Source organism: Acinetobacter sp. ANC 4648, from assembly GCF_002135345.1.
Taxonomy (GTDB): domain Bacteria; phylum Pseudomonadota; class Gammaproteobacteria; order Pseudomonadales; family Moraxellaceae; genus Acinetobacter.
The window spans coordinates 19,125-44,497 of record NZ_NEGI01000006.1; the positions used below are offsets into that span (position 1 = coordinate 19,125).

Consider the following 25,373-nt stretch of genomic DNA (forward strand, 5'->3'; position numbering starts at 1 on the left):
GAAAAAAACTGACTATAGTGTAAGCTCTTAGCACTTAAAAATATAGTGAAAGAGCTATCCACTGGTTATGTTTCGAATAATAAGACGTCAATTATAGTTTTAAGCCTAAAAATTACGGGTTACCATATTCAGGTAAACTCGGTAAATACTCAGCTTTAACCAAATCTTTCGCCATAGCATAAGGAAGTGTTAACTCAGACATTCCTTCTGCATAAGAGGCCAGCTCATACAATGGATAAACAAAGACAATCCCGTTGATGCCATAGTAATAGTTATCACTCAATTGTAATTTAGCACGTTCAATATTGTGCTGTTGCAACCAATTTATATTGGCCTCATATAGCGCATCTGCAACTTTCACTTCAACATTCGGCTTTAAAATATCAGTCAATGCCAAACGCTTCTGAGTATTCAAATCAAAAGTAACAAACTCCTGATGTGACATACCATGCGCTGCACCTGCATTATAAATATAGGACTGAATTACAAAGGTTGCCAAATTATAGTGCTGCGCAATGAATTGCACATAAATTGTATTTTGATTCAGGCCTTTCTGGGTGTTTACTTCAGCACGCACCTTATCATTCGCTGTAAAAGCATCTGGGACATCTTTTTTTATACGGCCTAAAAAATAAGCATCAATCCACGGTACTTGCGTTTGAATAGTTTGTAAATCATATTGCGTACACCCTTCATCATCACAAAATTGCTTTTTAGGAAGTACAACACGAATCACTTTGGCTTGAATTAATGGAATCGTGTGCTGTTTTTCTGCTGCGACTGTATTGACCTGCGGTGCGGGCTTTTCCTGACAACCAAGCATTAAAACCACAGCGATCGATACTGGAACTGCCCAAAACCATTGTTTCATTACATGTTGCGTCATTTTATTTTCAAACCTTATTATCCTTACCAAACCCTTGCACTATACAAAGCCCTGTAACTCAATGAAATTTAAAAATGTATCCTTTAGTAAATAGATTCGAGATTTAAGATCAAAAACTGCTCTTATGTAGATAAATCCACCCAATTTCCATGAAAACCTAAAGGCACACGTACGCCTAAATCAATTTCTGCTTGCAATTGTATTTCGGTGCCATTCACCTTCAGAATCACAACTTTACTGGGTAAAGCATCAATGTGATGTACATAAGACATTAAATATCCTACACCTTCTGGACTCTGCATAGATTCAGGCACAAAGACTACCTCTCCAGTAACCCACTCCTCTCCAAAAGAATACGTGGTTAAGCGTCGTTCTAAAACATCATGACAACGTAATTGATTTGCTGCTGTCATTTTCTGTTCATCAAAACTGACGGCGTAAAGATAACGATGGGCCTCACCAGTATAACGCTCATCAATCCTTGGAAACTCTTGCGCTTGAGTATCAATCACTTCACGTTGAATTGCTGAGGTTTTTACATCAATACTCCACCGCTCTAATTGTACATTTTGTTGCTCAAATGGACCCTGCTGCGACTGCTGAAACATCTGTTGATGTACAACCAGATCGACAACAATTTTATTTTTCTCATTTCGATAAGCATTGGCGGCATGAAAAACAAAACATGGCTCAACATCTACCCACTGAATTTCAGATGCTTGACCAAATTTAGGCAAAACTCCAATACGTGCTTGATGCTGATCATTCCAAACATACGGTAAACTACTGCCTTTCAATAGTTGTGCTACAGAAAAAGTTACAGGAAAATCAAAAATTAAGACATCAGTTGCCGTGATGGCACAATCATGAATCATGGGACCATGTTTAACAGGTATTTTTGCAAAATAAATTAGATGCCCATTTTGATCCAAAACCTCATAATAAGCATGCCGAGGATCTAAAGCATCATAACAAATGGCATGTAAACGCCCTGTTTGATTGTCTTTATGCGGATGTGCGGTAAAGGGCAAATCAGCATCTGTATAAAAAAATTGATGTGTTTCTGTATTTAGATCTAAGTCTAAACGCGCAGGAAACGTACCCGCTTCAATTAAAGCCCAAATTTTATTGGCATGATAAATCACATTGGTATTCACCACACCACTTGGACCACGACGAAAACCATCTTTCAGTGGCTGCTGTTTTGTATTCTGCACAGCATCTGTTTCAATCAGACGACTTTTAAAACTTTTCGCCTGACCATTTTCAATACGCAAAGCGTGTAACATCCCATCACCAACAAACCAATGATAAAGTGCGTGATTCTCCACATGAATCGGATTTGGCCCTATTCTCAACAACATACCATTTAAGTGTTGTGGAATTTCACCATGCACCTTGAAATTTAATTGTTCTACTTCCGCAACAGGAGCAAAAATACCGTCCAAATAAGGATTATTACTGGGTAATTTAGATTTTTTTTGCAACCAATGCAGGCCCTTTTGCATGATGCTTTGACGCAATACATTCAGTTTTGATTTCAACGGTGTCATCCGTGGATAATCCATGATTAATGTCTTTTCATTATTTTCAATTATCTTGTTCTGAGTGTGATGATAATTAGCCATTGAATCGATCCTATTATTGTTTTATCGAGTGCTAGTTTTATACCTGCATTAAGTTTAATCCAACTTCAAAGATCCATTTTATTTTTTAGATTAATGGATTTCATGCTTGTCTTCGACATTAAAAAAAAGCAACCTTTCGGTTGCTTAAGAAACATCAGCACATTGCAAATTTACTGATCAATAATATCCGTACCTTTAGGCGGTGTAAAATTAAAAGTGGCTGCTGAAATAGATGGATTCACTTTCACATTATTAAATTTCACGGTAGTCGTTTGGCCTAATGAATCTTGAAGTACCATTAAATTAGGTGCATTTTGAGTACCAAAACTAATGGTTAAGCTTTGGAAAGCGCCATCTTTCTGTTTAGGATACAGCGTGTAATAGGTTTTGCTCGCATTCGGCTGAGTAATGCGATATGCCTGCATAATTTGTGAGGTATTCCCACTCAATAACAATGCAGGGGTATTTGCTACTTGGTCATCTAAACTTTGACGAACAGCTTGTTGCAGATCTGGATCATAAATCCATACAGTTCGACCTGTTGTAATAATGGTTTGTTTCGCAGGAGATGTAGTTTCCCAATAAAATTTACCAGGACGAGCAACTTTCATCACCCCCTTAAAAGTTTGATTCATATGCTGTGCAGATAAACCTTTTTTTTGCGCGACTTTACCACCACCAGTAACTTGAGTTGTTTGCTCAAAGTTAGCGGTTAAACTTTTAATATCACCTAATTGTTTAACTAAGTTTGCGGTTGCTTGTTGCTCCGATGCAGCAGTCGCTGCCAAAACATTAGTGCTTACGACTGGTGCAAGCATGATTGCACTCATTGCAACAGCACCCATCGTTTTACGAAGCATATTCATAGGTTCACCTTTTATCTATTTGCTCAAGCGAAATTTGTTTGATGTCTCATCTTAAACCAAATTCAATTGCTAATAATTTAGAATATAAGAACTTTTGTATTTTTATTGCTGTCAATTGTAGAAATTCATCCATCATGATGAAGATCATTGCAGCTTGAATAGAAATGTTGCTGCATAAAAAAACCCGCAAAAAATGCGGGTTTTTTTAAAAAAATTAAAACTTATGCAGTTTCAACTTTTACGTAGCGACGGCCAAACTGACCTTTCACTTCGAATTTGATCACGCCATCAGCGGTAGCAAATAAAGTATGGTCACGGCCCATACCTACGTTTGCACCAGCGTGGAATTCTGTACCACGTTGACGAACAATGATGTTACCAGCAGTCACAGCTTGACCACCGTACATTTTAACACCTAACATTTTAGGGTTTGAGTCACGACCATTTCGTGTCGATCCACCGGCTTTTTTAGTTGCCATGTCTATTTACTCCTCGTAATTAGCCTGAAATAGCTGTAATTTTCAACTCAGTGAACCATTGACGGTGACCTTGTTGTTTACGATAGTGCTTACGACGACGCATTTTTACAATACGAATTTTGTCGTGACGACCATGGCTAACGATTTCAGCAGTTACTGTAGCGCCAGCAACAACTGGAGCACCAATTTGAATGCTTTCGCCGTTTACAAGCATTAATACGTCATCAAACGTAATAGTTGTACCAGTTTCAGCTTTCAACAATTCTACTTTAAGGGTTTCACCCTCAACAACACGGTGCTGTTTACCACCGCTTTGGATTACTGCGTACATAATGTACTCCAAACTTGCCCGTGTCGTCGTGTCGATACAGGAATATATCGATCTTAATACGATCGCCACTGGGAGTTATACAAGGGCAAAGATTTTAAGTGATAATTAATTAAACAACAAGTAATTTTGGCTATTTATTAACATCTATGTCAAATATTTATGAACCAATGTACTTTTACAGAATTTAAGATTTGTTTCACATCATTTTTTATAAAAATTGAAATAGATTTTTAAAACAAATCGGCTACTATGTGGTACAAAACAATGATGCTGTATTTCACGGCACTCATTTTTTGGATAAATTCAATACAAATCATCAAGATTCATAAACGTATTTGTTTGTATCAATGACATGACTTGATATTAATTGTTACACTACTCATCAAATTGAACACATTTGCAAGAGGACTCCTTTCACATGACCATCGATTTTAAGCAAGATATTCTCGCCCCTGTTGCCACTGACTTTGCTGCGATGGACAAGCTTATTAATGAAGGGATTAGCTCGAAAGTTGCACTCGTGATGTCAGTCAGTAAACATGTAGTTGAAGCCGGTGGCAAGCGTATGCGCCCAATCATGTGTTTATTGGCAGCCCATATTTGTGGAGAAACTAATTTAATCAATGCCCAAAAGCTGGCTGCGATTATTGAAATGCTACATACCGCAACACTAGTACATGATGATGTAGTAGATGAATCTGGTTTACGTCGTGGTCGTCCAACAGCAAATGCTACATGGAACAATCAAACAGCGGTTCTGGTCGGTGATTTCCTTATTTCACGCGCTTTTGATCTTTTGGTCGACTTAAACAATATGGTCTTACTGAAAGACTTCTCCACTGGAACTTGTGAGATTGCAGAAGGTGAGGTTTTACAACTTCAAGCGCAACATCAACCAGATACAGATGAAGCCACTTATTTAAGTATTATTCATGGAAAAACTTCACGCTTATTTGAATTAGCGACAGAAGGTGCTGCGATTCTTGCAGGTAAACATGAATACCGTGAACCGTTACGTTTATTTGCTGGCCATTTTGGCAATGCCTTCCAAATTATTGATGATATTTTAGATTACACCTCAGATGCAGAAACCTTAGGTAAAAATATTGGTGATGATTTAATGGAAGGTAAACCAACTTTGCCATTAATCTCTGCCTTAAAAAATACCACTGGTGAAGAACATAATATAGTCCGTAAAAGTATAGCAACCGGTGGTGTTGCAGACTTAGATCGTGTGATTGAAATCGTGAATACTTCTGGTGCATTAGATTATTGTCGTCAACGTGCCCATGAAGAAACTACATCTGCCCTGAATGCTTTACAACAATTACCTGAAAGTGACTATCGTCAAGCACTCCATAATTTGGCACAACTTGCCTTACATCGAATTCAATAAACTTAAGTTACTTTTTGCCTATGCATATAATTTTTAATGATCTCTTCCTAAACATGCAGGAACAGCTTGAGACACCACAAGCGGTTCCTGATGAAAATATTCTTATTGAACTGGTTAAACGTATACGACCCAAAGACAGTAATGATCCAGATACATCCAATAAAAATTTTAAATTATTGATTCAAGCATTATTAATTTCACCCAATGCCACGAATAACCTTCAAGGCTATTTACTCAAATTAATCAATCACTACAAACAAACTAACTTATATGCTGACAGTGGAATTCTATCTTTAGATGGATTTTGGAATCAACTTGGGCAACGCTTAGGCGCACATTTCCTCCCCCTACTTAAAGATGAATCCGATCTTAGCTATTTAGTTGCTCAAGTTTTTTATTTAAAAACTGATGTGCAATGGTTAGATCAAATTGATGAAAACCTATGGATGCAGTTTTTCCAACTTTTAGATCAGGGTCATGGCTTTCAGAATGAAAAGTTAGACATCAACCGCGAATTGATTAAAGCCGTTACCATTTTATCTTATCGAATTAGTGGTATTGGCCTATATCCTGAATTTATCAATGCACAACCTGAACTGACCGAATATGAATCACCTTTTTTAGTACAAAATCGTGAAATTGTAGAATTCATTGAAGCCTATAAAAAATCATCCCCAAAGAATGAAGATATCCAAATTATTGCACCTGCCAATGCCGATCAAGCTTTGGTGATGATTGAACAATGTCGTGACATTGTTTTTAAAGTACGCCGTGCGATCAAACGTATTGGCGTCAGCTTAAGTTTGACGTATTTGTTATCTTTATTGGAACAATGTTTAGATCGTATTGAGCTGCTTTTAAATCTTATTATTGAAAACCATCAAATACGTTATCAGTCTTTAACAATGTTATTAAAGGATTTCGTTGATGCACATTACAGTGAAACCAGTGTGCGTGAATTGCTCAAAGCCAATAGTGAACTGATCGCCTTACAAGTTACTGAAAACGCCAGTAAAACTGGTGAGCATTATGTAAGTACCGACAAGCAGGGTTTTTTTGGTATGTATATCGCAGCTGCTGGTGCAGGTGTGATTATTGCCATGATGGCAACTTTAAAAATACTGGCCAGTCGATTAATTCTTGCCCCTTTAATGCAAGCATTCATATATAGCATGAATTATTCCTTTGGCTTTATGCTAATTCATGTGTTGCATTTTACTGTTGCTACCAAACAACCCGCAATGACAGCAGCAGCTCTAGCCTCTACAGTTCAACATCGTAAAGGTTCTAAAACTGCTCAAATCGCTGAACTGGCTGGCTTAATTATTAATATTATTCGCACACAATTTATTGCGATTTTGGGCAATATTTCTATTGCCATCCCAACTGCAGCGCTGATCACCTATCTGTGGCAAGTGCTAATGTCTGAGCCTTTACTCACACATACGAAAGCAACGGCACTATTACACAGTCTAAATCCGTTCACCTCTTTAGCTATTTTTCATGCTGCTATTGCAGGAGTTTGCTTATTTTTATCTGGTTTAATTGCAGGTTATTTTGACAACATGGCAGTTTATCGCAAAGTCGGCCCACGCTTAAAAGCCCACCCTCGACTCAAACGAATTATGGGGCAACCGCGATTAAATAAATTTGCAGACTATATGGAACGGAATTTGGGTGCTTTAGCTGGTAATTTCTTATTTGGGATCATGCTCGGCAGTATGGGTACTCTAGGTTTCATCTTAGGCTTACCACTGGATATCCGTCATATTGCCTTTGCATCAGCAAACTTTATTCAAGGTTTAATGAGCATTAATGGTGCACCAGATATCGGCTTAATCATCGTTTCCTTTTTAGGGGTCATGCTCATTGGTCTCACCAATCTATTTGTTAGCTTCACTCTGACGATTATTGTGGCGTTAAGAGCTAGACGAGTTCGCTTTGAACAATGGAAGCCTTTGGCCAAATTGGTCTTAACCCATTTCGTGACACGGCCACTCGATTTCTTTTGGCCACCTCAACAACCGTTAAAAATTGAAGATGAAAATTCATCTCAACAAAAGTTAAACCATTAAATTTTTTGTTATTTTTTGTGCAAGTTCTTACAGGTTTTTCAAAATAAACTTAGTATAAAGTAGCTTTTTATACTGACTTGAAAAAAAGTGTACTGACAAGTACACTTCGGGGCATAAATTATTCGTAGTCAAAGCAATGAATATAATCAAGGTGGTTTAATGCCTTATTTACTCCTCCTTATCGGCTGTATTGGATTGATTTTCAGCAGTATTGGTTTGCATATTCCTTATATTCAACAATTCGATCATTCTACTGTTGAATGGATAAGCTTACATCGTTCATCTTTTTTGAATGATTTTAGTGTAGGTTTATCTTATATCGGAGGATTACCAGCCACATTATTTATCTGTGGCTGTTGGTGTTTATATCTTTTTTGGCAAAGAAAAATTGCAAATATTCTGTTTATTGGCTTCGGCATTTCAGGAAGTGTGATAATTGGTTGGTCATTAAAATATTTAATAGATCGGCCTCGACCTGATGCTATGTATCAAATGGTTAAAACCTATGGTGCTTCGTTTCCAAGTGCACATAGTCTTTATGCAGCGGTACTGGCGAGCTTAGTCTTGTTTGTATTTTATAAACATGCCCAAGCCAAGTTAATCCATACTCTAGCTTATTTATGGTGCTTGAGTATGGGATTTTCAAGAGTTTATCTTGGAGCACATTTTCCTACAGATGTGATTGCAGGCTGGAGTATCGGTTTTATATGGATCGCGTTATTGTGGTTAATGATGTCGCGATCTTTATTGAGTAAAACAAATTAATGTTAGATAAAAATCTAAATGAGGTGGAACAATGATGTCGGCAAAGCTTTGGGCTCCAACCCTTACTGCTTGTGCTTTAGCAACAAGTATTGCACTTGTGGGTTGTAGCAAAGATCCAAAAGAAGCACAGCAAGCTGCTGCTGCCCAAAAAATGCCACCTACAGAAGTTGGTGTCATTGTTGCTCAACCACAAAGCATTGAACAAGCAGTTGAACTGCCGGGTAGAACTTCGGCATATCAAATTTCAGAAGTACGTCCTCAAACAAGTGGTGTTATTTTAAAACGTTTGTTTGTTGAAGGAAGTTTTGTACGCGAAGGTCAGCCGCTCTATGAAATTGATGCGGGTACAAATCGTACCAATGTCGAGAGCGCTAAAGCTGCATTAATTCGCCAACAAGCAAATTTAAATGCATTACAAGTGAAAGCTAATCGTTATCGTCAATTGATCGGGATTAATGCCGTATCAAAACAAGAATACGATGATATAGCCGCCCAAGTAAAACTTGCTGAAGCAGATGTTGCTGCTTCACAAGCTGCACTTAAAAGTGCACAAATTGACTTAGGTTATACAACCGTACGTTCACCAATTTCTGGTCAGTCTGGTCGTTCTTCAGTCACAGCTGGTGCATTAGTCACTGCAAATCAAGCCAATGCTTTGGTCACAATTCAGCAACTTGATCCAATTTATGTAGATATCAATCAATCTAGCACCGAATTACTTCGTTTAAGACAAGAACTCAGTCAAGGTAGTATTGATCGTAGTAACAACACTAAAGTTCGTTTAAAACTTGAAGATGGTACAAACTATCCAGTTGAAGGTAATCTGGCATTTGCAGATGCAAGTGTAAACCCAGATACCGGTACCATCACTTTACGTGCAGTCTTCTCGAACCCGAACCACTTATTGCTTCCAGGCATGTTTACCAATGCACAAATTGTGCAAGGTATCATTCCAAACGCCATTTTGGTTCCTCAAATTGCGATTACACGTACCCCGACGGGTCAAGCAATGGCAATGATTGTAAATGCCAAAGGTGCGGTTGAACCTCGTCCTGTTACAACTTCTGGATCACAAGGTCCAAACTGGATTGTGACTCAAGGCTTACAGGCAGGCGATAAAATCATTGTTGATGGGGTTGCAAAAGTAAAACCTGAACAGCAAGTTGTCGCTAAACCGTATCAACCTCAAGCGGCTGCGCCACAAGCTCAACCTGCGACAGGTACAAAACAAGCGGATACTGCTCAACCAGCACAAGAAGCAAAAACGACCGAACAAAAAACTACTTCACATGCATAAGGGGTAGACGAATATGGCTCAATTTTTTATTCATCGCCCTATTTTTGCATGGGTGATTGCACTGGTTATTATGTTAGCGGGTATTCTTACGCTCTCTAAAATGCCGATTGCTCAATATCCAACGATTGCACCTCCGACTGTCACGATTGCTGCGACTTATCCAGGTGCTTCTGCAGAAACTGTTGAAAATACAGTTACGCAAATTATTGAACAACAAATGAACGGTCTAGATGGCTTACGTTATATCTCGTCAAACAGTGCGGGTAATGGCCAAGCCTCTATTCAATTAAATTTTGAACAAGGGGTTGATCCCGATATTGCACAAGTGCAAGTTCAAAATAAATTACAATCTGCCACTGCACTTTTACCTGAAGATGTTCAACGTCAAGGGATTAAAGTGACTAAATCAGGTGCAAGTTTCTTACAGGTTATTGCTTTTTACTCTCCTGATGAAAACTTATCAGCTGATGATATTAAAGATTATGTAAACTCAAATATTTCTGAACCGCTTAGCCGTGTTGCTGGTGTCGGTGAAGTACAAGTATTTGGTGGCTCTTATGCCATGCGTATTTGGCTAGACCCTGCCAAAATGACTAGTTTGCAAATCACGCCAAGTGATGTTGCAGCAGCAATTCGTGCGCAAAACTCACAGGTTGCAGTTGGTCAGTTAGGTGGAGCACCTTCTGTTCAAGGCCAAGTATTGAATGCAACGATTAATGCACAAAGCATGTTGCAAACACCTGAACAATTTAAAAACATCTTCTTAAAAAATACCGTGAGTGGCGCTCAAGTCCGTATCGGTGATATTGCTCGTGTTGAACTCGGTGCAGATAACTATCAATTTGATTCTAAATACAATGGTAAGCCAGCAGGTGGTGTTGCTATTAAACTTGCAACAGGTGCCAATGCCTTAGATACGGCAAAAGCAGTTGAAGCGCGTTTAGTTGATTTACGCAAAAACTATCCTACAGGTATGAAAGACCAATTGGCCTTTGATACAACACCATTTATTCAACTTTCTATTGAAAGTGTAGTACATACATTAATCGAAGCAATTATTCTTGTATTTATTGTCATGTTCTTATTCTTACAGAACTGGCGTGCAACGATTATTCCTACACTTGCCGTACCGGTTGTAGTCTTAGGTACTTTTGCAGTTATTAATGTTTTTGGCTTCTCAATCAATACCTTAACTATGTTTGCCATGGTTCTTGCCATCGGTCTCTTGGTCGATGATGCGATTGTAGTCGTTGAAAACGTTGAACGGGTAATGCAAGAGGATCATCTTGATCCTGTCGCGGCAACTGAAATATCAATGAAACAAATCTCTGGTGCATTGATCGGTATTACCAGTGTGTTATCAGCGGTATTCATACCGATGGCATTCTTTGGTGGAACCACGGGGGTAATTTATCGCCAGTTCTCCATCACGTTGGTTACAGCAATGGTACTTTCGTTAATCGTTGCATTAACGTTTACCCCTGCGCTTTGTGCAACATTATTAAAGCAACATGATCCAAATCAAAAACCAAGCAATAATATTGTTGCTCGATTCTTCCGTTGGTTCAACACTAGCTTTGAAAAAACAGCACAGAAGTATCAAAACGGTGTAAACCGTATGACGCATCATAAAATATTTTCTGGTGTGATTTACGTAGTTGTTATTGGTGTATTAATTGTACTGTTTAAAATACTCCCTTCTTCATTTTTACCAGAAGAAGATCAGGGTGTTGTTATGACACTTGTACAATTACCACCCAATGCAACATTAGAGCGTACTGGTAAAACCATTGATACTATGACCGACTTTTTCATGAAACAAGAAAAAGATACCGTTCAATCTGTATTTAGTGTTACTGGTTTCTCATTTACTGGTGTTGGTCAAAATGCGGGTCTTGCATTCATTCGTCTAAAAGATTGGAAAGAGCGTACAACTCCTGAGCAACAAATCGGTGCTTTAATTAAACGTGGTATGGCTTTAAATATGATCATCAAAGATGCGTCATATGTTATGCCTCTACAACTTCCAGCAATGCCTGAATTAGGTGTAACTGCTGGTTTTAACTTGCAACTTAAAGATGCAGGTGGTCAAGGACATGACAAGCTTATTGCTGCACGTAACGCAGTTTTAGGTATGGCAGCTCAAGATAAACGTCTTGCTGGTGTCCGTCCAAATGGTCAAGAAGATACGCCGCAGTATCAAATTATTATTGATCAAGCACAAGCTGGTGCCATGGGTGTGAGTATTAGCGAAATCAACTCGACTATGAGTATGACTTGGGCTGGTTCTTATATTAACGACTTTATTGACCGTGGCCGAGTGAAAAAAGTTTATATTCAAGGCGAAGCGAATGCTCGAATGATGCCTGAAGATCTGAACAAATGGTATGTACGTAATAACCAAGGTGCAATGGTTCCATTCTCTGCTTTTGCAACAGGAAAATGGGTCTATGGTTCGCAGCGTTTAGAACGCTATAACGGTATCTCTTCGGTCAACATTCAAGGTACTCCTGCCCCTGGTGTCAGTTCTGGTGACGCAATGAAAGCAATGGAAGAAATTATTGCTAAATTGCCATCAATGGGCTTATCAGGCTTTGACTATGAATGGACTGGATTATCTTTAGAAGAACGTGAGTCTGGTGCACAAGCTCCATTCCTATATGCACTATCTCTATTGATTGTCTTCTTATGTCTTGCTGCATTATATGAGAGCTGGTCAATTCCATTCTCGGTATTACTTGTGGTTCCATTAGGTGTTGTTGGTGCTATGGTGCTTACCTATTTAGGTATGACCATTAAAGGTGATCCAAACCTTTCTAATAACATTTACTTCCAAGTCGCGATCATTGCAGTCATCGGTTTATCTGCCAAGAATGCAATTTTGATTGTAGAGTTTGCAAAGGAATTACAGGAAAAAGGCGAAGAGCTTTTTGAAGCAACATTGCATGCTGCAAAAATGCGTTTACGTCCAATTATTATGACCACACTGGCGTTCGGTTTTGGTGTACTCCCTCTTGCGCTTGCAAGTGGTGCGGGTGCAGGTAGTCAACACTCAGTCGGATTTGGTGTACTTGGTGGCGTAATCAGCTCGACTCTTTTAGGGATCTTCTTTATTCCAGTATTCTTTGTCTGGATTCGTAGCATCTTTAAATATAAACCAAAGAACATTAACAATCAGGAGCAATCATCGTGATGCAAAAAATATGGTCTATTTCAGGTCGTAGCATTGCGGTATCTGCACTTGCGCTTGCTTTGACAGCTTGTCAAAGCATGCGTGGCCCAGAACCCGTAGCTCAAGCAAGTATTCCAGAAGGTTATTTAAGTAATGCTTCTGGCACGTCAATTGCGGAACAAGGTTATCAAAACTTTTTTGCAGATCAACGCTTATTAAAAGTGATTGATCTTGCTCTAGCAAACAACCGTGATTTACGTACTGCAACCTTGAATATTCAACGTGCCCAGCAACAATACCAAATTACTGAAAATAATCAGTTACCAACAATTGGTGCTAGCGGCAGTGTATTACGTCAAGTTTCTCCGACTGTAGATCCGAATAATGCGTTTACTGCTTATCAAGTTGGACTAGGTGTTACCGCCTATGAATTAGATTTCTGGGGTCGTGTTCGTAGTTTAAAGGACAATGCACTAGACAATTATTTGGCCACAGCAAGTGCGCGTGATGCGACTCAGATCTCGTTGATTAGTCAAGTAACTCAAGCATGGTTAAATTATTCATTTGCCAATGCAAATTTGAAACTTGCAGATCAAACTTTAAAAGCTCAGCTTGATTCTTACAATCTCAACAAAAAACGTTTTGATGTAGGAATCGACAGTGAACTTCCTGTACGTCAGGCACAGATTTCTGTAGAAACTGCACGCAATGATGTGGCGAACTATAAGACTCAGATTGCTCAAGCCAAAAATTTACTCAATCTACTTGTAGGTCAACCTGTTTCAGATAGCTTACTTCCAAATCAACGGGTAACGCGCATTACTAATGCTTCCGCATTATCTGCAGGTTTACCAAGTGATTTGTTGAATAACCGTCCTGATGTTCGTGCTGCAGAATATCAACTGTCTGCTGCTGGTGCCAATATTGGTGTCGCTAAGGCGCGTTTATTCCCAACGATTAGCTTAACGGGCTCTGCGGGTTATGCATCAACCGATTTAAGTAATTTGTTTAAATCAGGTGCATTCGTATGGTCACTGGGTCCTAGCTTGGATATTCCACTTTGGGATTGGGGTACACGTAAGGTAAACGTTAAAATTTCAGAAACAGACCAGCAAATTGCATTGTCTGGCTATGAAAAATCGCTACAATCAGCTTTCCGTGAAGTAAATGATGCTTTGGCTACACGCCAAAATATTGGTGATCGTTTATCTGCACAACGTCGCTTAGTTGATGCTACCAATACGACTTATAAGCTAGCCAATGCACGTTTCCGTGCAGGTATTGATAGCTTCTTAACAGTATTGGATGCACAACGTTCATCTTATGCAGCTGAACAAGGTTTATTATTGCTTGAACAAGCCAATTTGAATAACCAAGTTGAACTATATAAAACCTTAGGCGGCGGTGTAAAAGCGAATACCTCTGATCAAGTTGTTCAACAGCCTTCAAGTGCTGAAGTGAAGCAACAAGCGCAGAACCAAACTCAAAAATAATTTGATTTAAACTTTAAAAGCTCACTTCGGTGGGCTTTTTTGTTGCCTTTATGATTATTTTTATCTATCTTCCAATGTATCCTTATTTTAAAAGCTTCTTATGCAATTAAGTAATTTAGAAAGTATTCCGGGTCATAACATCATTAAACAATTGGATGTGGTTTATGGCAGTACGGTACGCAGCAAGCATGTTGGACGTGATTTGATGGCCAGCTTAAAAAATATTGTTGGGGGCGAATTAACTGGTTATACCGAGCTTTTAGAGGAATCTCGTCAAGAAGCGATGGATCGTATGATTACCAAAGCCCAAGGGTTAGGTGCTAATGCCATTGTAGGTATCCGCTTTTCAACCTCTAACATTGCACAAGGTGCATCTGAATTGTTCGTTTATGGCACTGCTGTTGTGATCGCAACACATACACCTAAACTAGCTGATCCCTTTACGGCTCAAATTTAATTATGGATGGCTTAATTTTTAAAATTATCCTTACCCTTATTCTTTTTACGATAGGTTGGGGATTCGGTCGTCATATTGAGCGTAAGCATTTTAAAGAACTTGAAGAACAAGAGCGTAAACTTGCTTATATTCGTATAGATACCAACAAATTCCAGGCCTCGGAACTTCCAGGGCACTTAATTAGTAGCAATGTGGTTATTTCACATGACTATTTTAAATATATTATTGCCAATATTCAGAATTTTTTGGGTGGACGTTTAACTGCATATGAAAGTGTGGTGGATCGTGCACGTAGAGAAGCTATGGTTCGCCTCAAACTGGAAGCGGAAAAAATAGGGGCTAACCATATTATGGGACTCAGACTGAGTACCACTGAACTTGGCATGCAAGGTGGCATGGTTGAAGTTTTCGCCTATGGTACTGCAATCATCAACCCACGTTAGAGATGTAAACATATACTGTCCTGAGCATTTAAAATGACAGGACATAAAAACACTTTCTACTCAAAAATAGCTTGCCAATAGTGATATGTCATTTCTTCACCATTGCCTAATTTAAATTCATAAAACATTTTTTTGGTTTCGATAATATTAAAATCAACAGAATGCTTAAATGGACCACCCGCATAAGAAAAAGTATGATATTCACCATTTTCACCACAAACATCAACTTCAGCGGGTATTGAATCAATCACGGCTGAACTAATATCTTGCCCAATGAAAGTCTCATCTAATTTACTGGCATCTGTCACGATAATTTTGGTTTTTATACCTGATGCTAAAAAATCGTGTATGACTTCCGTTGAGTTTTGATTCCACAATGGCTCAACCACTTCTATGCCTAATGGATGTAATCGATCTTCTCGATATTTACGCACATCAGTTAAATAAATATCACCAAAAATAAAATGTGCTACACCCTGCTCTTTAAAGTGATTTGCCGCATCCAACATGCGTTGCTCATAAATATTAATATCTTTCGGCAAAAATACTGGATAAAGCGGAATACCAATACTCTCTGCTTGCTTCAGAATTAATGCGTGAGGAATCGCATGCATTGAAGACAATTTTGTTTCTTCATTCACGGTTGTTAATAAGGCAATAACTTCAAACTGATTTTGCTGTAAAACTTTATACAGTGCTAAAGCTGAATCTTTACCACCACTCCAGTTAAATACGGCTTTCTTACGGATAGTCACTATCATTTAACTCGTATTTTACGAATCATTCTATATAACATTTTGGGTGAGAAACGAGAAACTAAAACACCTAATTTTTCTTTAGACCCACCGACAACAATATATTCTTCACCCTGCATTAAGGCTTTAATACTTTGTGTTGCGAACTCATCAGCATCTAAGCCATTGGCAGTCGCTTCATTATCATGTCCTTGCGCTTTGCCAGCACCATTTAATGCATTGATGGAGACATTGGTTTTGACAAAGCCCGGAAAAATCACTGAAACATCGATGCCGTCCTGAGCAACTTCAGCTCGTAAACTATTGGCCCACATGTGAATTGCTGCTTTTGCAGCAGAATATGACGCGCGATATTGTGTTCCCAATAAACCAGCCACACTAGAGACAAAAACAATTCGTCCTGATTTTTGTTTTAAGAAAGTGGGTAAAACAGTTTTTGTGAGGAACACTTGAGAAAAGTAATCAATTTCCATAATGGCCCGTTCGGTCTGCATGGTTGTTTCAGCAATCAATGCACGTTGGCTTAAACCCGCGTTATTAATGAGCCAGTCGATACGCCCTTTTTCCGCGAGTACTTGATCATAAGCATGGCGAACTTGAGACTCATCCGTTATGTCCATCACGATAGAAAGATGGTTGTCAGGATGTAATAATCCTACTCGAACATTTTCTAACTCATCAAAACGACGGGCACTCAGAATAACCTGCGCACCTTGCAATGCACATTCTTGTGCCAATGCTTTGCCCAAGCCTGAAGATGCCCCAGTAATCCAAACGATTTTATTGTCTAAGCTATCCAAATTCGCCATTTTGATTTCCTTATATATTTAGAATGAATTTAATCTCAATTTTTAGGTGTAGTATCTAAAAAATTCAAAAAATGCTCAAAAAACTGACTCAGCGTTTTTGCATCATGCATCGTGCCTAATTTATCAAAGCGCTTATAGCCTAATTGCGTGGTCACGTTAATCACGCCATTCAAGGTTTTATCGATCACCAAATTGAATTTTAACATTTTTTTAGGTTCACGTATTAGACTGGTTACACCCTGATCAACCACTTGAGTAAACGTTTTGAGTGCAGGAACAATATATTGATCGCGCTCTTGTTTGATATGTTCAACGTGCCCTAATAGCTCGGTAATTAAGTGATGATCGACCTGATAGGTTAAGTAATTTTCCCCATCTTTGACCTCAATCAAATTTTCTAAATAATTTACCATCGGGATTAAGCGCTCATTGCCAAAGAATGAAACAGACCACGGCATATATTTACGTAAAGTATCGAAGATCTGGCCAAGCACTTTTTCAGACTCTTTATCTCCAGAATTGGATAGCGTCACCATTTGACCAAAAACCTGATCAATCACCTCACAGGCAATATCCGCTAAATTTTCCCCCAAAGGCTTGGCTAAATTATTTTTATCACCAGCGTTGAGTTGAGTATAAATCTCTTGAAAACACTGATAGGTTTCTGGTTTTAATTTTAAAGCAATCGTATGTGGCATGTTTTTCCCTGATTATGAATCATTATTTAATTTAATTGTTTTCCTCCCAATACTATCAAAGCTATGGGGCATTTACATTGTCTTTTTGACATACAGCATGCGACATAATCCCTAAAATAACAGCCAAAAAAATGTTGAATTTGAAAGGCGCAACTTGAATATAAGTTTTGAAAAATAAGACCTTAATACGAAGCAACAAAGCTTTAAATATTTTGCTACAATAGATGCAATTTTTCACATACTTTTGGTCTGTTTAAACTATGACTGATTCAGCGCAAAATATTGCTACGACTTACGATCCGACTGAGATCGAGAAAAAATGGTACAAAACTTGGGAAGATAATGGCTACTTTAAGCCATCTCAAAAAGGTGAATCGTTTTGTATTATGATTCCGCCGCCTAATGTCACAGGTAGCTTGCATATGGGTCATGGTTTTAACAATACCATTATGGATGCCCTCACCCGTTATAACCGAATGATGGGTAAAAACACCTTATGGCAACCGGGAACGGACCATGCGGGTATTGCAACGCAAATGGTGGTTGAACGCCAATTGGCTGCACAAAATATTAGCCGTCATGACCTTGGTCGCGAGAAATTCATCGACAAAATTTGGGAATGGAAAGAACAATCTGGCGATACCATTACTCGTCAAATTCGTCGCTTAGGTTCTTCTGTAGACTGGACACGTGAACGTTTCACCATGGATGATGGCTTATCCAATGCCGTGAAAGAAGTATTTGTTCGTTTGCATAAAGACGGTTTAATTTACCGTGGTAAACGCCTTGTCAACTGGGATCCTAAATTACAAACTGCTCTATCTGATCTGGAAGTTGAATCAGTAGAAGAAAAAGGTTCACTTTGGCATTTCAAATATTTCTTTGAAGATAAGTCACTTCGCACTACGGATGGCAAAGACTATTTAGTCGTTGCGACGACCCGTCCTGAAACCTTACTTGGTGACTCAGCGGTTGCGGTACATCCTGAAGATGAACGCTATGCACACTTAGTTGGTAAAAACATTGTGCTACCCATTTCAGGCCGTTTAGTGCCTGTGGTTGCAGATGATTACGTGGAAAAAGATTTCGGTACAGGCTGTGTAAAAATTACCCCTGCACATGACTTCAATGACTATGAAGTAGGTAAACGTTGTAACTTACCAATCATCAATATCTTCAACAAAAATGCAGAAGTACTGGCTGAGTTTGAATTTATTGCTAAAGCTGGTGAACAAATTTCGAAAACCATTGCTGCCCCTGCGGACTATATTGGTTTAGAGCGTTTTGCTGCTCGTAAAAAATTAGTAGAACAAGCTGAAGCTGAAGGTTGGCTCGATCAAATTCAACCGTATGACTTGAAAGCACCACGTGGTGATCGTTCAGGTGTAATTGTTGAACCATTATTGACTGACCAATGGTATGTCAAAATTGCACCATTGGCTGAACCTGCGATTAAAGCGGTTAAAGATGGTGACATTAAGTTTGTGCCTGAGCAATACAGCAACATGTATATGGCTTGGATGAATAACATTCAAGACTGGTGTATCTCACGTCAATTGTGGTGGGGTCACCGCATTCCGGCTTGGTATGACGTGGATGGTAATATCTATGTTGGTCGTTCTGAAGCTGAAGTTCGTGAAGAAAACGGCATTGCCGCTGATGTTCAACTCACACAAGATGAAGATGTGTTAGATACATGGTTCTCTTCGGGTCTTTGGACATTCTCAACTTTAGGCTGGACTGGCGATGCGAAGAAAGATGCGGAAAACTATTTCCTCAACACCTTCCATCCAACGGACGTATTGGTGACTGGTTTTGACATCATTTTCTTCTGGGTTGCCCGCATGATTATGATGACCATGCACTTCATGAAAAATGAAGATGGTACGCCACAAGTTCCGTTTAAGACTGTGTATGTACACGGTTTAGTACGTGATGGCGAAGGTCAGAAAATGTCTAAATCTAAAGGTAACGTGCTTGATCCTTTAGACCTGATTGACGGCGTAGACCTTGAAACTTTGGTACAAAAACGTACCACGGGTTTGATGAACCCGAAACAAGCCGCGAAGATTGAAAAATCAACCCGTAAAGAATTCCCTGATGGCATTCAAGCTTACGGTACAGATGCGGTTCGTTTCACATTCTGCGCGCTTGCCAATACGGGTCGTGACATTAAGTTCGACATGAAACGTGTTGAAGGTTACCGTAACTTTGCCAACAAAATTTGGAATGGTACGCGTTTTGTTCTAATGAATGTTGAAGGTCAAACGGTTGGTCAAACTGCCCGTCCTGATCTTTGGGAATTGCCTGAACAATGGATCGTGAGCCGTTTACAAAAAGCGGAAGCTGCGGTTCAACAAGCCTTTGCGACTTATCGTTTAGACTTGGCTGCGCAAGCGATTTATGAATTCATTTGGAATGAATACTGTGACTGGTATGTCGAGCTAACTAAGCCAGTTCTAAATGATGAAAATGTGGCTGAAGAACGTAAAGCTGAAGTTCGTCGTGTATTGCTTGCGGTAATGGAAGCATCGTTACGCCTTGCACATCCAATTATGCCCTACTTGACCGAAGAAATTTGGCAAACCCTTGCGCCAATGATTGGCTTGGGGGGAGAAACCATTATGACTGCGGCTTACCCTGTTGCTGACCCTGCAAAAATCAACGATCAAGCTGAAGCAGATATGCAATGGCTACAAGGTTTGATTGGTGCGGTACGTAACATTCGTGGGGAAATGGGCTTAGGTAATGCACGTTTATTACCTGTGTTGTTGCAAAACACCACTGATGCTGAAAAAGCGCAGATTGCACGTATTGAACCATTGGTGAAAGCATTGGCTAAAGTTGAAAGCATTACGTTCTTAACGGATGCTGAACAACCGCCATTGTCTTCTTCATCTGTCGTGGGTCATGTGTCTGTATTCGTTCCAATGAAGGGTTTGATTGACCCGAAAGCGGAATTGGGTCGTTTGCAAAAAGACTTCGACAAAGTTCAAAAGCAGCATGACCAAATTGCAGGAAAACTTTCAAATGAAGGTTTTGTGGCGAAAGCACCTGCTGCTGTGGTTGAAGGTGAAAAAGTGAAATTGGCTGAGTTTGCTGATCAGCTAGTGAAAATTAAAGCGAATATGGATCAGATTGCAGCGCTTTAATATTTTTATTTAATTTAAAAATCCCCTCAAATGAGGGGATTTTTTTTATGCCTTATATAGAGTAACTTCATCTGTACTTCTATCAACTAAAATACTATCAATACTGTTCCGAGGGAATCCGAGCTGATGTATCCACCCTCCTTGAATAGATTGATTTGATCTAGGTAAATTAAATTTAATATCTTCACCAATATAATATACGTATCTTGTCAGGTTAGTATCATATAATCCATCTTTACCTTTAGGATAAGTTTTAAATTTAATTGAATTAAACTCTGGATCTAAAATACTAACAAATGCCTTTTCACAATCAGCTACTATTTTTTTTCTCTCAATTTCAGGAGTCTCAAAATCTTCTTCGTCCAGGCCAAATTGAGACATAAATGTACTTTCTGTCTTAAAAAAGAAGAGTACCATTTCTTCAGATACATCTTCCCCCACTACAAGAGGTGTTTTTGCAGCAGGAATTTCCATTCTTATTTGATGTCCTTTTGCAATGAGACGATCATAAGTATTTCCAACTTTAGCAATACCTACATATAATAAATCCACATTAAAAATTTTGTCATAATTTTCGAATCCATCTATATCTTCAAGATATCTTGTACCATTAGTTTTATGCCATAGAATATTTTCTGGTGTGAAAACTTCCAAAGTATGCTCATCTTCTTCTCTCAAGAAAACAATTCCACTTTTAGTGAATTGCGTTTTTAAGGTGTGTTGACCTTCTTCAAAATCACCATTATTTTCTATAAGCTTTACAGCAATCTGAGCACAATTAAGAGTGCCTGTATCAATAATCTTTTTATTTGCGACAATGTCGAATGTTACTTTACCATCTTCAACATCACGCCAATTTTCTAATGTTCATACTGGTTTCATTCCCAACATATAGAAGTCACTCTGTGACACATAATGTTAAAATACTTCAGCTTTTTTTAATAAATAAGCAAAACGATTATTAACAGGTGGAAATACTAACTTTAGGGCAGTCATTTTACTATGTTGTGTTTCATCAGTCATTTTTAGTATCTCTTTGTAAAAATCATTAAGACATTATATTTCAGAGAAATTAAAAGTTCATCCTCTTAATATCTTATTCAACTACATAAACCAATTTCATGACAGTAAAAATCCACAATATAGAGTTTGATCACATGCTGACGGCGAAATTTCAGACTCATAAAACGCTTGTTGCGTAAAAGTTGCTACATTAAATTTTCAGCATCAGTGGCAGAGCAGAATGTGAGAATTCGGGCATTTCTCACCCGAATTTCAGGTCGGCAACAAAAAAGAGGCAAACTAGAAAGTGCACCTGCCATACTGGCAGGGCTTTCAATACTATTAAACACTCTTCAGTTGTTGTCAGAGTATTCGCCTGATGAGCTGAATGCGATTGCTAAGGCCGCATTCAATTTATAAAAAATGTGTAGATACCTATGCCTTTCAGGAGAGGGCTAGGGAGAGGTAATTTTAAAAATCACAAAACACCATTCCCCAACAATATCTCTAACCCTTTCACCCGACTTATATATTTGAGTCGATCCTTTTCCCATTTCACTTGCTGTTTTAATTCAGCACAATCCGCTTCTAACTTCTTATACATATCGGCAATTTGTATTGGATTTGAGGACTTTTTAACTTTCGATTTTGCTTGTTTCGTCCAATTCAGTGACTCAATAATGTTATCAATCTGATCATCTAACTGCTGTTTTTGTGCCTCTAAAGCCAGTTTATAAAACTTCACTTGCTCGTTACTCAAACCTTTTTGAGTTACCCCCCTATTCAACTCCACCTGTATTTGCAGTTTCAGTAAATAAAATAAATCCTGCTTCTCGTAAGCTGCATTCGCATGTTGCAGCATCTCCGTTTTTTCAACTTTCAACTGTTCATCTTGCTCACGGTCAGGGTGAATAATCGAGGCAATTTTTAAATACACTGTTTTGAGTGATTGCTCCGCCATTTTTTGCGCTTGCTCGCATTTTTGTTTTTGTCTCTTTAACCTATGTTGTTCACGTTCTACTTCATGTTGCTGTTCATCATACTCATAACCATCTAAATCTACATCGGCTTGTTCATATTCTGAGTTCTGATCATAAGTTTCCGTCAGATCATGACTTTCAACTGCTCCCTTTTTCTTGTTCTTTTTCGCTTGATTATGTTCTGTATGTTGCTGATAAAATTTATCAATTTGAACAACTTTCAGTTTTTTCTGTTCTGAAAGCACTTGGGAACTTTTTAAGATTACAGCAAGATTTTGGATTTTATCATCCAGCTGTGCAATATCCACTTTCGAAAATTCATAACGCTGTAAACTGTTCCATAATTGTTCAAGCTGCTGAAACAGTATGTCATGCAGTTCAGTATAGATGGGAACAAGGGTTTTACGTGCTTGTTGCTGAATTTCGGCTTGGGCTTTTTGCCATGCTGCCAGTTGTATTTTTTGCTGTTCAATTTGCTCAATCAGCCGATTTAGCTTTTTTTGTTGTTGTGATAAATTTTGCGAATCTTGCTGCACACTGAGTTTTAAATCGAACGACATAGAAAAATAAGCAAAAGAAAAACGATACCAATAATAACATTCCATCAGCACAAAGATAATGATGCTTTTATAAAGCTATCGCCCAGACCTTCTTGATTATCAAAAATTGTCCTTCATTAAAATATGAATCCAACATAGACTAGAGTCAATACAATAAAAATCCATGAGGAAAATATGGCACTTACACAAACCAGTCTTATTTTTAATCAGGAACTTGCTGCATGGGTACAAGCCCTTGGTTCAGTCATTGCAATCTTTGTCGCCGTTGCGGTTCCCCTACATTTTGACCGTAAACAACGCTTATATGAACAACAAACTCTGGAAAACCAAAAACAAAAGTTTTTTATTACCCTATTGCCGACACTTTACCAACTTCGCAATAGCACATCCGCATTTCTTCAAGAATTTCAGCACCAACAAACCAGTGAAATAGATGCGATTAAAACTTTAGAGTCTGAATATCTAAACTTAATTCCTGTCTTTGCCAAAGAACTGCATATTTTTGTGCACAGTAATATTTATGATGAACAACTCAACCAACTCTCTTTTGAATTATTCCATTCCGAAGAAATTTTATCTCAACATTTAAGACAGCCTTCGGAATTAAAATGGATTAAGCATCAACAGAAGCTCATTCAACATGCAGAAAAAATTGAGCAATTCACCTCAAAAATTATTGAAAAAATAGAAATGAATTATTCTTCAACCTAATCAATTACTTACTTCTAAATTTTACTTTAAACCATAAAATAAATAATAAAAGGTAAAGTCAGTGCAGAACATAAAGTTTGTAAACTAATTACGCCTGCCATTAATTGACTATCGCCATCTAAAACCTTGGTTAAAATATACGCTGCCGAGGCCGTAGGTAAAGCAAAAAACACCACCAAAACCTGTGTTTCTAATACCGATAGATTCAGCATTTTACAGACCAAGAATGCCAAAGTTGGTACCATTAACAAACGACCGAAGGTATTTAAAAACAATATCATAGCATCCTGTTTTAAGGCCATAAATTGCAATGCGGCACCGACACAGAGTAAACCTAAAGGCAAACTACAAATCGCCAACTGCTTAAGCAAACTTTCCAAGCCTGCCCATAATGAAAAACCTAAAACATTAAAAAGTATACCGACCACACAAGACATAATTAATGGATTTTTAACCAAAGAGAAAACAACAGAACGAAAAATCATGCCTTCGCTTTTAGTCAAAGATAATACCGATAGAATATTTACCACAGGGATAGCAATGCTTAAGGTAATGGCTAAAATAGTCATGCCTTGTGTATGAAAAAGTGCAGCAACAACAGCTAGTCCCATATACGTATTAAAGCGCACCATGCTTTGCATATACACGCCAAAACGTGCTGATGCAGTTTTATAAATCAAACGCAGTCCATATAAAATAATACATGTAATACTAAGAACGATAGCTAAAACCACAACAATCGTTTTAACAATATTGAGATCTAATGTTGACGTCGCAAGGTTTCCAAACAACATGGCAGGAAAAAGAATATAGTAGTTAAGTTTTTCTGCACCAGCCCAAAAACCATCACTCAAAAAGTGTAATCTTTTAAAAATATACCCCGTGGCAATTAAAGCAATGAGCGGAAATAACGACAGTAAAATACTATACATAACAAAATTGACCCATGACTCTACTACTGATTAAGGAGCTCATCCATTTTTTAATATGTCATATAAAAATAGAAGCTTCATTTATGAGTAGAATTTAATTCAAAATAATTTTCTACTCACATTAATCATTCTCAGCAATTTAAACCAGCCTATAAAACACATTATTTTGAGAGTATTTCCGATCATTACACAATACCAATCTATATTTTTGTAAAAACTGAACTGTAATATTCAGTTCTTCATTTTCATAGACTCCATCATTTCAGTATCCTTTATTTTAAAATTTAAAATTATTTATATTTTTCAATATCTTAAAAAATGAATCAAATTTCATCTTGCCCAATTCTAGTGCACAAAATCCAATTTGGTGCACTAGTTTGTTTTATATCGAGTCTTGTACACTTTTAGAATGTGTTAATCATTTTTTTCATACAACCAAACACTTCACGCCACAAAATGTATAGTTATACTAATTCGGAATTGTGA

The 25,373-nt window shown here is 38.2% G+C and carries 21 protein-coding genes and 2 pseudogenes; 11 read left to right on the forward strand and 12 right to left on the reverse strand.

From position 1 onward, the window contains the following. Positions 1 to 112 precede the first annotated feature (112 nt). From B9T27_RS11135 to rplU, 5 genes are all read right to left on the reverse strand, one after another. On the reverse strand, positions 113 to 886 hold the full coding sequence (locus B9T27_RS11135) for an RsiV family protein (protein ID WP_086206902.1): 774 nt from the start codon (positions 884 to 886) through the stop codon (positions 113 to 115). 122 nt (positions 887 to 1,008) lie between these two features. Next, positions 1,009 to 2,514 carry a carotenoid oxygenase family protein gene (locus B9T27_RS11140; RefSeq protein ID WP_228146209.1) on the reverse strand — a complete coding sequence of 502 codons (1,506 nt, stop codon included), beginning with the start codon at positions 2,512 to 2,514 and terminating at the stop codon, positions 1,009 to 1,011. A gap of 170 nt (positions 2,515 to 2,684) precedes the next feature. Then, positions 2,685 to 3,380, reverse strand: coding sequence for an outer membrane lipoprotein chaperone LolA (gene lolA, locus B9T27_RS11145; RefSeq protein WP_086206903.1), 696 nt, complete (start codon positions 3,378 to 3,380; stop codon positions 2,685 to 2,687). Positions 3,381 to 3,601: 221 nt separating this feature from the next. Then, positions 3,602 to 3,859, reverse strand: coding sequence for a 50S ribosomal protein L27 (gene rpmA / locus B9T27_RS11150; RefSeq protein ID WP_086206904.1), 258 nt, complete (start codon positions 3,857 to 3,859; stop codon positions 3,602 to 3,604). 19 nt (positions 3,860 to 3,878) lie between these two features. Next, complete coding sequence (gene rplU / locus B9T27_RS11155) at positions 3,879 to 4,190, reverse strand: 50S ribosomal protein L21 (RefSeq protein WP_086206905.1); 312 nt, start codon at positions 4,188 to 4,190, stop codon at positions 3,879 to 3,881. A 418-nt stretch (positions 4,191 to 4,608) separates the two neighbouring features. On the opposite strand from rplU, the gene sdsA reads away from it, so the two are divergent. The 8 genes from sdsA to B9T27_RS11195 all read left to right on the forward strand — a co-directional run bounded on the left by sdsA (position 4,609) and on the right by B9T27_RS11195 (position 15,288). Continuing rightward, positions 4,609 to 5,586: an All-trans-nonaprenyl-diphosphate synthase gene (gene sdsA, locus B9T27_RS11160; RefSeq protein ID WP_086206906.1), complete on the forward strand. Its 978-nt coding sequence runs from the start codon at positions 4,609 to 4,611 to the stop codon at positions 5,584 to 5,586. A 20-nt stretch (positions 5,587 to 5,606) separates the two neighbouring features. Then, a complete protein-coding gene (locus B9T27_RS11165) occupies positions 5,607 to 7,661 on the forward strand; it encodes a site-specific recombinase (protein WP_086206907.1) in 2,055 nt (684 codons plus the stop codon). Between the two features lie 159 nt (positions 7,662 to 7,820). Beyond that, complete coding sequence (locus tag B9T27_RS11170; protein WP_228146210.1) at positions 7,821 to 8,426, forward strand: phosphatase PAP2 family protein; 606 nt, start codon at positions 7,821 to 7,823, stop codon at positions 8,424 to 8,426. Positions 8,427 to 8,457: 31 nt separating this feature from the next. Then, positions 8,458 to 9,723, forward strand: coding sequence for an efflux RND transporter periplasmic adaptor subunit (locus tag B9T27_RS11175; RefSeq protein ID WP_086206908.1), 1,266 nt, complete (start codon positions 8,458 to 8,460; stop codon positions 9,721 to 9,723). Positions 9,724 to 9,736: 13 nt separating this feature from the next. Then, positions 9,737 to 12,916 carry a multidrug efflux RND transporter permease subunit AdeJ gene (gene adeJ / locus B9T27_RS11180; protein ID WP_086206909.1) on the forward strand — a complete coding sequence of 1,060 codons (3,180 nt, stop codon included), beginning with the start codon at positions 9,737 to 9,739 and terminating at the stop codon, positions 12,914 to 12,916. Then, entirely contained in the window at positions 12,916 to 14,388 is a 1,473-nt protein-coding gene (gene adeK / locus B9T27_RS11185) for a multidrug efflux RND transporter AdeIJK outer membrane channel subunit AdeK (RefSeq protein WP_086206910.1), read from the forward strand. The genes adeJ and adeK overlap by 1 nt, the downstream gene beginning before the upstream one ends. A gap of 100 nt (positions 14,389 to 14,488) precedes the next feature. Continuing rightward, positions 14,489 to 14,845, forward strand: a complete 357-nt coding sequence (locus B9T27_RS11190; protein ID WP_086206911.1) for a YbjQ family protein — start codon at positions 14,489 to 14,491, stop codon at positions 14,843 to 14,845. A gap of 2 nt (positions 14,846 to 14,847) precedes the next feature. Next, entirely contained in the window at positions 14,848 to 15,288 is a 441-nt protein-coding gene (locus B9T27_RS11195) for a YbjQ family protein (protein WP_086206912.1), read from the forward strand. Between the two features lie 56 nt (positions 15,289 to 15,344). Here B9T27_RS11195 and B9T27_RS11200 read toward each other — a convergent pair whose 3' ends face one another. From B9T27_RS11200 to B9T27_RS11210, 3 genes are read right to left on the reverse strand one after another with little or no spacing between them, the layout of a single operon-like run. Continuing rightward, a complete protein-coding gene (locus B9T27_RS11200) occupies positions 15,345 to 16,049 on the reverse strand; it encodes an ATP-binding protein (RefSeq protein WP_086206913.1) in 705 nt (234 codons plus the stop codon). After that, positions 16,046 to 16,852: an SDR family NAD(P)-dependent oxidoreductase gene (locus B9T27_RS11205; RefSeq protein WP_086206914.1), complete on the reverse strand. Its 807-nt coding sequence runs from the start codon at positions 16,850 to 16,852 to the stop codon at positions 16,046 to 16,048. Before B9T27_RS11205 ends, B9T27_RS11200 begins: the two co-directional genes overlap by 4 nt. Positions 16,853 to 16,887: 35 nt before the next feature. Next, entirely contained in the window at positions 16,888 to 17,550 is a 663-nt protein-coding gene (locus B9T27_RS11210) for a hypothetical protein (protein WP_086206915.1), read from the reverse strand. A gap of 260 nt (positions 17,551 to 17,810) precedes the next feature. Here B9T27_RS11210 and B9T27_RS11215 point away from each other — a divergent pair, with 260 nt between their 5' ends. Then, positions 17,811 to 20,702 carry a valine--tRNA ligase gene (locus B9T27_RS11215; RefSeq protein WP_086206916.1) on the forward strand — a complete coding sequence of 964 codons (2,892 nt, stop codon included), beginning with the start codon at positions 17,811 to 17,813 and terminating at the stop codon, positions 20,700 to 20,702. A gap of 45 nt (positions 20,703 to 20,747) precedes the next feature. On the opposite strand, the gene B9T27_RS11220 is transcribed toward B9T27_RS11215, so the two are convergent. Both B9T27_RS11220 and B9T27_RS15085 read right to left on the reverse strand, forming a co-directional pair. Further along, positions 20,748 to 21,380 (reverse strand): hypothetical protein, encoded by a 633-nt coding sequence (locus B9T27_RS11220; protein WP_086206917.1) that lies wholly within the window; start codon positions 21,378 to 21,380, stop codon positions 20,748 to 20,750. 431 nt (positions 21,381 to 21,811) lie between these two features. Then, positions 21,812 to 21,916: pseudogene (locus tag B9T27_RS15085) on the reverse strand (DUF559 domain-containing protein); the annotation flags it as partial. Positions 21,917 to 21,938: 22 nt separating this feature from the next. Here B9T27_RS15085 and B9T27_RS15090 point away from each other — a divergent pair. Beyond that, positions 21,939 to 22,124 (forward strand): annotated as a pseudogene (locus B9T27_RS15090) (transposase); the annotation flags it as partial. A 58-nt stretch (positions 22,125 to 22,182) separates the two neighbouring features. On the opposite strand, the gene B9T27_RS11230 reads toward B9T27_RS15090, so the two are convergent. Beyond that, positions 22,183 to 23,244, reverse strand: a complete 1,062-nt coding sequence (locus B9T27_RS11230) for a molecular chaperone DnaJ (protein WP_086207066.1) — start codon at positions 23,242 to 23,244, stop codon at positions 22,183 to 22,185. A gap of 174 nt (positions 23,245 to 23,418) precedes the next feature. Here B9T27_RS11230 and B9T27_RS11235 point away from each other — a divergent pair, with 174 nt between their 5' ends. Then, positions 23,419 to 23,955, forward strand: coding sequence for a hypothetical protein (locus B9T27_RS11235; protein WP_086206918.1), 537 nt, complete (start codon positions 23,419 to 23,421; stop codon positions 23,953 to 23,955). A gap of 26 nt (positions 23,956 to 23,981) precedes the next feature. Here B9T27_RS11235 and B9T27_RS11240 read toward each other — a convergent pair whose 3' ends face one another. Further along, positions 23,982 to 24,887, reverse strand: coding sequence for an AEC family transporter (locus tag B9T27_RS11240; protein WP_086206919.1), 906 nt, complete (start codon positions 24,885 to 24,887; stop codon positions 23,982 to 23,984). Between the last annotated feature and the right edge of the window lie 486 nt (positions 24,888 to 25,373).

What these genes read in the sequence shown, in the direction of transcription:
- adeK (WP_086206910.1), top strand. Translation starts at nt 12,916, where the DNA reads ATGCAAAAAATATGGTCTATTTCAGGTCGTAGCATTGCGGTATCTGCA.
- lolA (WP_086206903.1), bottom strand. Translation starts at nt 3,380, where the DNA reads ATGAATATGCTTCGTAAAACGATGGGTGCTGTTGCAATGAGTGCAATC.
- sdsA (WP_086206906.1), top strand. Translation starts at nt 4,609, where the DNA reads ATGACCATCGATTTTAAGCAAGATATTCTCGCCCCTGTTGCCACTGAC.
- adeJ (WP_086206909.1), top strand. Translation starts at nt 9,737, where the DNA reads ATGGCTCAATTTTTTATTCATCGCCCTATTTTTGCATGGGTGATTGCA.
- B9T27_RS11200 (WP_086206913.1), bottom strand. Translation starts at nt 16,049, where the DNA reads ATGATAGTGACTATCCGTAAGAAAGCCGTATTTAACTGGAGTGGTGGT.
- B9T27_RS11210 (WP_086206915.1), bottom strand. Translation starts at nt 17,550, where the DNA reads ATGCCACATACGATTGCTTTAAAATTAAAACCAGAAACCTATCAGTGT.
- B9T27_RS11215 (WP_086206916.1), top strand. Translation starts at nt 17,811, where the DNA reads ATGACTGATTCAGCGCAAAATATTGCTACGACTTACGATCCGACTGAG.
- B9T27_RS11175 (WP_086206908.1), top strand. Translation starts at nt 8,458, where the DNA reads ATGATGTCGGCAAAGCTTTGGGCTCCAACCCTTACTGCTTGTGCTTTA.
- rpmA (WP_086206904.1), bottom strand. Translation starts at nt 3,859, where the DNA reads ATGGCAACTAAAAAAGCCGGTGGATCGACACGAAATGGTCGTGACTCA.
- B9T27_RS11195 (WP_086206912.1), top strand. Translation starts at nt 14,848, where the DNA reads ATGGATGGCTTAATTTTTAAAATTATCCTTACCCTTATTCTTTTTACG.
- B9T27_RS11230 (WP_086207066.1), bottom strand. Translation starts at nt 23,244, where the DNA reads ATGTCGTTCGATTTAAAACTCAGTGTGCAGCAAGATTCGCAAAATTTA.
- B9T27_RS11205 (WP_086206914.1), bottom strand. Translation starts at nt 16,852, where the DNA reads ATGGCGAATTTGGATAGCTTAGACAATAAAATCGTTTGGATTACTGGG.
- B9T27_RS11140 (WP_228146209.1), bottom strand. Translation starts at nt 2,514, where the DNA reads ATGGCTAATTATCATCACACTCAGAACAAGATAATTGAAAATAATGAA.
- B9T27_RS11190 (WP_086206911.1), top strand. Translation starts at nt 14,489, where the DNA reads ATGCAATTAAGTAATTTAGAAAGTATTCCGGGTCATAACATCATTAAA.
- B9T27_RS11240 (WP_086206919.1), bottom strand. Translation starts at nt 24,887, where the DNA reads ATGTATAGTATTTTACTGTCGTTATTTCCGCTCATTGCTTTAATTGCC.
- B9T27_RS11165 (WP_086206907.1), top strand. Translation starts at nt 5,607, where the DNA reads ATGCATATAATTTTTAATGATCTCTTCCTAAACATGCAGGAACAGCTT.
- B9T27_RS11170 (WP_228146210.1), top strand. Translation starts at nt 7,821, where the DNA reads ATGCCTTATTTACTCCTCCTTATCGGCTGTATTGGATTGATTTTCAGC.
- rplU (WP_086206905.1), bottom strand. Translation starts at nt 4,190, where the DNA reads ATGTACGCAGTAATCCAAAGCGGTGGTAAACAGCACCGTGTTGTTGAG.
- B9T27_RS11235 (WP_086206918.1), top strand. Translation starts at nt 23,419, where the DNA reads ATGGCACTTACACAAACCAGTCTTATTTTTAATCAGGAACTTGCTGCA.
- B9T27_RS11135 (WP_086206902.1), bottom strand. Translation starts at nt 886, where the DNA reads ATGACGCAACATGTAATGAAACAATGGTTTTGGGCAGTTCCAGTATCG.